At 43.5% G+C, this 5,164-nt stretch carries 6 protein-coding genes and 1 pseudogene; 4 read left to right on the top strand and 3 right to left on the bottom strand.

The annotated features are described in order from the left end of the window. The 3 genes from AAY47_RS23205 to AAY47_RS22890 all read left to right on the top strand — a co-directional run. Nucleotides 1-1,441: RHS repeat-associated core domain-containing protein (locus tag AAY47_RS23205; RefSeq protein WP_327213546.1), on the top strand; the 1,441-nt coding region annotated here is incomplete at its 5' end. Next, nucleotides 1,438-1,911 (top strand): competence protein ComJ, encoded by a 474-nt coding sequence (gene comJ, locus AAY47_RS16175; RefSeq protein ID WP_047771162.1) that lies wholly within the window; start codon nt 1,438-1,440, stop codon nt 1,909-1,911. The genes AAY47_RS23205 and comJ, both read left to right, overlap by 4 nt. A gap of 778 nt (nt 1,912-2,689) precedes the next feature. Continuing rightward, nucleotides 2,690-3,142, top strand: coding sequence for a hypothetical protein (locus tag AAY47_RS22890; protein ID WP_235428383.1), 453 nt, complete (start codon nt 2,690-2,692; stop codon nt 3,140-3,142). Nucleotides 3,143-3,513: 371 nt separating this feature from the next. On the opposite strand, the gene AAY47_RS16185 is transcribed toward AAY47_RS22890, so the two are convergent. From AAY47_RS16185 to AAY47_RS16195, 3 genes are all read right to left on the bottom strand, one after another. After that, the gene (locus tag AAY47_RS16185) at nt 3,514-3,864 is read right to left on the bottom strand and encodes a SymE family type I addiction module toxin (RefSeq protein ID WP_047771163.1); all 351 of its coding nucleotides are present in this window, start codon (nt 3,862-3,864) and stop codon (nt 3,514-3,516) included. Between the two features lie 135 nt (nt 3,865-3,999). Next, nucleotides 4,000-4,338, bottom strand: coding sequence for a SymE family type I addiction module toxin (locus AAY47_RS16190; protein WP_047771164.1), 339 nt, complete (start codon nt 4,336-4,338; stop codon nt 4,000-4,002). 86 nt (nt 4,339-4,424) lie between these two features. Then, nucleotides 4,425-4,607 (bottom strand): hypothetical protein, encoded by a 183-nt coding sequence (locus AAY47_RS16195; RefSeq protein WP_047771166.1) that lies wholly within the window; start codon nt 4,605-4,607, stop codon nt 4,425-4,427. 48 nt (nt 4,608-4,655) lie between these two features. Here AAY47_RS16195 and AAY47_RS16200 point away from each other — a divergent pair. Next, nucleotides 4,656-5,164 (top strand): annotated as a pseudogene (locus AAY47_RS16200) (PAAR domain-containing protein); the annotation flags it as partial.

The following is a 5,164-nucleotide window of genomic DNA, read 5'->3' on the forward strand; positions in this document are numbered from 1 at the left end:
TCAGTCGGATAAAGGTTTTATTCTGCGGCAGGAACACTCCCTGATGGGGCAACTGACCGCTCAACGTGCCGGGCGTAACACTGAGTTTTTTGAAGCCCATGAAGTGGCCGATATCCCTCAGCCGACACTGGCGGGACTGGATCGGGAATATCGCTACGATGCGGCACTCAATCTGGTGGCCGCAAACGATGAGCGGCAGTGGCTGCGTTATGTGGTGAACGGCAACGGGCAGGTGACGTCAGTCAGTGACGGCGAGCGGTTGCGGGAGCATTATCAATATGATACCTCCGGCTACCCATCGCGCCGTTTTGACGGTCTCAATGAGATAGACGGCGAACGGCTCTACCAGCAAGGGCACCGGTTACGGCAGCTCGGCCAGCATTTATTTGAGTATGATGATGCCGGGCGAATGACCGCCATGCAGCTCTGGCGGGACGGTTACCGCCCGCAGCTCACCAAATTCCGCTGGAACAGCCAGAACCAGCTTGTCGGCGTGCTGACCCCGGACGGGCAGCAGTGGGATTATCGCTACGATGCCTTCGGGCGGCGCACCGAAAAAGTGTGTGAACGGTCGGGCGAGCGCACAACCTACCTGTGGGATGGCGACGTGCCGGCGGAAATCCGGGAATACCGGCACAACCGGCTGCACTGCATCCGTCATCTGGTGTTTGAGGGCTGGCAGTTGCTGGCGCAGCAGGTACAGTTCTTCACCCCGAACCCGGAAAACCGCAGTGAACTGATCGCCGGGAAAATTCAGACGCAGTATGCGGTGTGTGCGCCAACGGGCGAGCCGCTGGCGTTGTTTGATGCCGCGGGGCACCGGGTCTGGCGCCAGCCGCCGCAGAGTCTGTACGGGCGGCGTCTGAGTGTGCCTGGTGAAAATGCGGCACTGGATCCGGGGTTACAATTTGCCGGCCAATTTCTCGATGAGGAGAGTGGGTTAGTCTATAATCGGCATAGATATTTTTCGCCAGTGGCCAGTTGTTACCTGACGCCCGACCCGCTGGGGCTGGCAGGGGGATTTAACCCGTATTCTTATGTGCATAATCCGACGGGATTTATAGATCCGTTAGGACTGGCAGGGTGTAGTTTAACTAAAGTTAATGCACGGGATCATGACTATGTTTTGAAATTAACCGGTTCAGTATACCCACAGACATTCAGACATATAGATGAGGCAATAAAAGCAGGTCATCCATATATTGTTACTATACAAAGGGAGACAGCTAAGTTAAATCGTAAGCTTAGTCTGAAAGATGTAAAAACCAAAAAAGGCGCGGATCGTGACGAATGGCCTATGGCAATGTTCAAAGAAGGTGGTCATGGTGCTAGTGTAAGATATATAGATCCTAGTGATAATAGAGGAGCAGGTTCAAGTATTGGTAAAATACTATCTGAACTACCTGATGGAACTAAAATTAGAGTGGAGGTTTTGTGGTGAAAAATCAAACAGTAGACTTACTAATATCGCATAATCAGATTCAAATTCGCTCAAGGCCTTTTGATGAAAGCTTATGCCAATGGGGAAAAGAAAACGTAAATCAAGGCGTTGTTATTCATAAAGACTATATAGTTTTTGATCCATTACCAGATGATGCCTTTGGTGCAAATATACATTTAATACTAGCACCAAATTTCAATATAGATCCGTTATCTCAACGCTGCATGATAGTGCCATTCTATGTGACAGATAAAGATAAATTAGAAATCGCATCGGTAAGTGAAAAATTCAAGATTAAATTAGACCTTAAGGAACAATATTATTCCTTATACTATGAAATATGTGAAGATGAAGAGATTTTCTATAAATTTACTTTTGTCCCATCTGAAAGTGTAGCAAAAGCCAAATATCTACTGGATGACCCTTGGGGAGGAGAGAAGGACAAAGTACTTCTGGAAGGTACTATCTAACAGATACTCACAATATTCGTGAATTATCATCCGTTCCAAGCCCATTATTGCATATGTTATATGCAATAATGGAACACTATCAATATTATCATTGATTTTTTAATCATAAATATATGAGATTTTTAGAAAATTAGATTTTATTGAAATTTTTTTGAAAAGTGACTGGATGTTAAATCGCCACCTTTTTATAGGGAGTTTTCGCCTGAAAAATTCAAGCTAAACATTATATTGAGATAATTGTAAAGGAACAAAAAATATATATGATTTTGATTATGATATTGTAATATATAAAATATATCCTATTCAGAATGTTGAACTAAACTACTTTCTAATTAGTCAAGATGGTGATCTTGGTTATTTTATTTATGTAGACAAAGGTAAGGGGAATGAAGTTATTTATAGCTTAGATTTAGGAACGTTAGGTAGCGTCGGTGTTGAAGAAGATGGAGGTAAGGAAGCCGATAATATTTATAATCTAGGAATATAAATACCTAAAACCAGCCAAGATAATGAGATAAATATATATTAGATAAGTAATTCATTTTAAATATATACCAATCCAACTTCAAGATGCGTGTTATATTTCCCCGCTACGCAGGGAAATATAAGGCCTCGCGTCGTCTTGCGGGTTACAACTTGAAGTTTATCGATTATAAGCACTTAAATATCATGGTATTACAGTTTATGTCTGTGGTATATTGAATTTATACAATTTTATAAAAACAAAAGGAAAAGCATGTACTTCTCAAGCAACTACCGCCCTGAAATTATCTGCTAGGTGGGTTGGTTTATTTTATCCTATGATCATGACCGGCCTTTTTATAGTGAGCATCAAACAACGATTGCATTGTACGGTTCCTTTAATCGTATTGCGTGCTATTATAAAAAAACTGGATATTATTTTGATATCCGTTATGAAGGTAATGAATATTCTGAAGAAATTATGCCAGAAGGTATTTTCACTGCGACCTTTAAACAATTCAATTACGTTAAAGATACACGTCATTATGGTGATTGTATATTTGAAGAAGTTCACAAAAAAGAGGATATAATCGAGTTTCTTAGTTTGGTTCAAGGTTTTATCAAACGTGTAGAAGATGAAAGCAATTTGCGTTCACACAGCACAATCACTCATCTTAAGGAAAATAATACAATAACCGTATATCAATACGTTTATGATCAGATGATAAAAAAAGACAAGAGTTACGTCACTATTTATTGGAACCCTTGAATAATAAATTACCCGAAGAATATAAACCGATACGTGAAGCTTATTATAACGGCTCAGGAAAAGCAAAAGATTATGTGGAGATAATGATCATAAAAACAGCAAATGAACGTTTATTTCCCTAATTGGAAGAGATGGATAAACTCAGGTTGTTAAAAAACGGTCAGGATATGGCTTCAATGGAGTGGATGCCTTATGAATATAACAGCATTATTTATGTTCCCGAAAACCTCAGTCTCTGCTCAATTCTGAGAGAGCTGGTTGAGGAGGAAAATAATAATGGAATATCTCGCTTTGTTTATTGAATGTTCATGTTAAAAATAAAATAAACCGGAATGGTTACATGGAATTCCGGTTTATTTTGATTGATCTGCTCAGGCTAGCAATATCGGCAGTTCAGTCCTTACTACAATCCTGCCATATGCGGTGTCAACAGTGACAGGATGATCCAGCAAACCGCTTTCAGCCAGCCAATCACCGGCCAGATAAAGCTCGCCATTATCGCGTACCCAGTCGATACCCTGATGGGGATCAAGTTCGGTCTCGTGGAACAAGGCGGCGAGATCAGATTCCGTTTCTGACTCAATCAGTGACAAAATTAACCCGTTGGCAAATTGCGTGATATGGAATAACGCATCGGTGGTAAAGCCGATTTCTTGCAGTGGGTCACCACTGATCACGCATTCCGGCAGTTCGGCAAGAGGAGAGGAAAGATGAAGATCCATGAGTACATTCCTTGTGTTATTGAGCGTGGCAGAAATGCGAACCGTTTCCCAAAATGAAAAAAAGTAACAGAGAAACAGGAAACGGTTTCATTTTTTATCAGTTGACTATTTATTTTTACAATTAAAAACAGTGTGTTAAGTATTTTTCCTCAGCCCGATTTTATTTAACTGGCCGGGAAATTGCTGTAACCAGTGGGCGACGGCGATATCATCCCACTCACCTTCATTGAGGCTTTTCAGGCAGTGCCACAGTTCATGAAAATTTTGGGCAGTAATGATAAGGTAACCCGGCATCACCCTGATTTTTAACGGATCATGTATGGAAAATCCGGCTTCAAGTAGCCATTTTCCGCTTAAATTAATGGCAGGGATTGTGCGGTTGGAACCTTGGGGGTGGTAAATGACTTTCTGATACCGTTCCGGTTGGGAAATTTTGTAAATATGGGTGTCTGCATTAGAATGCGCGTTAGCCATAATAACTATTCCTGTTAGTTGTTGTGGTTAGCGGTTTTATCGTGCTGGACACACGGTAAAGCCGCGTTCAGATTTCATTGCCTACCTTATCGCCACCCTGAGCAACTTTCCATCATCAAAATCAACCTTTGCGAAGCGTCTCGCAAAATAAATACTGTATATACATCCATTTCAAGCGAACGTGTTAAGTCACTCTGTAAATCTGGTTTTTTGCCGATAATGCCAGCGAGTTTAATCACAATGGCAGCATATTCGGTATCTATTGCCATGCCAGCGCCTGCAAGACATTCGCCTGACCTTCCACAGCCAGTTGCCTCTCACCGGACGGGGCGTTGAGCAGTGGTTCCGGTAACGTCATTATTGAAGGAAAACCTGCGGCACGGGCCACCGTCGATATGGCGGCGTGCAGCAAACACCCGGCACCGCCCCTGATAGCACAGGGCAGTGAATCCGTATTTATCAACGGCCAGCCAGCGGCGCGGGTCGGTGACAAGCTGGTCTGTGGTGCGGCCATCAAAGGGGGGGCGAGTAAAGTCTTTATCGGCTCCGGTCAGGGGACTTACCTTGAGATTGAAGAAGAGTTCTCCGGCTGGCAGCGGGCGTTACTGGTGGCGGTGGAATTTCTGGTGCCGCCGACACGCGGGCTGCTCAAAGGCGCGGGGAAACTGCTGACCAAAACCGGCCCGCAGGCGGTGCTGACTGGCGCAAAGCTGGGAGCCAAAAAAGCCGGCCATGCCCTGAAAGGCAGGCTGATTTGTGCCAAAGCCGCGTTTAAAGCCAATAAAGGGGTTAAACGTTTCACTCAGGCCACCAAAAAATTCTTCAC

This window comes from Xenorhabdus griffiniae (assembly GCF_001028135.1).
GTDB classification, from domain to species: domain Bacteria; phylum Pseudomonadota; class Gammaproteobacteria; order Enterobacterales; family Enterobacteriaceae; genus Xenorhabdus; species Xenorhabdus bakwenae.

Excerpts from the sequence above, each read along its gene's own strand:
- AAY47_RS16185 (WP_047771163.1), bottom strand. The coding sequence starts at position 3,864 with ATGGATCTTCATCTTTCCTCTCCTCTTGCCGAACTGCCGGAATGCGTG.
- AAY47_RS16190 (WP_047771164.1), bottom strand. The coding sequence starts at position 4,338 with ATGGCTAACGCGCATTCTAATGCAGACACCCATATTTACAAAATTTCC.
- AAY47_RS16195 (WP_047771166.1), bottom strand. The coding sequence starts at position 4,607 with ATGGCAATAGATACCGAATATGCTGCCATTGTGATTAAACTCGCTGGC.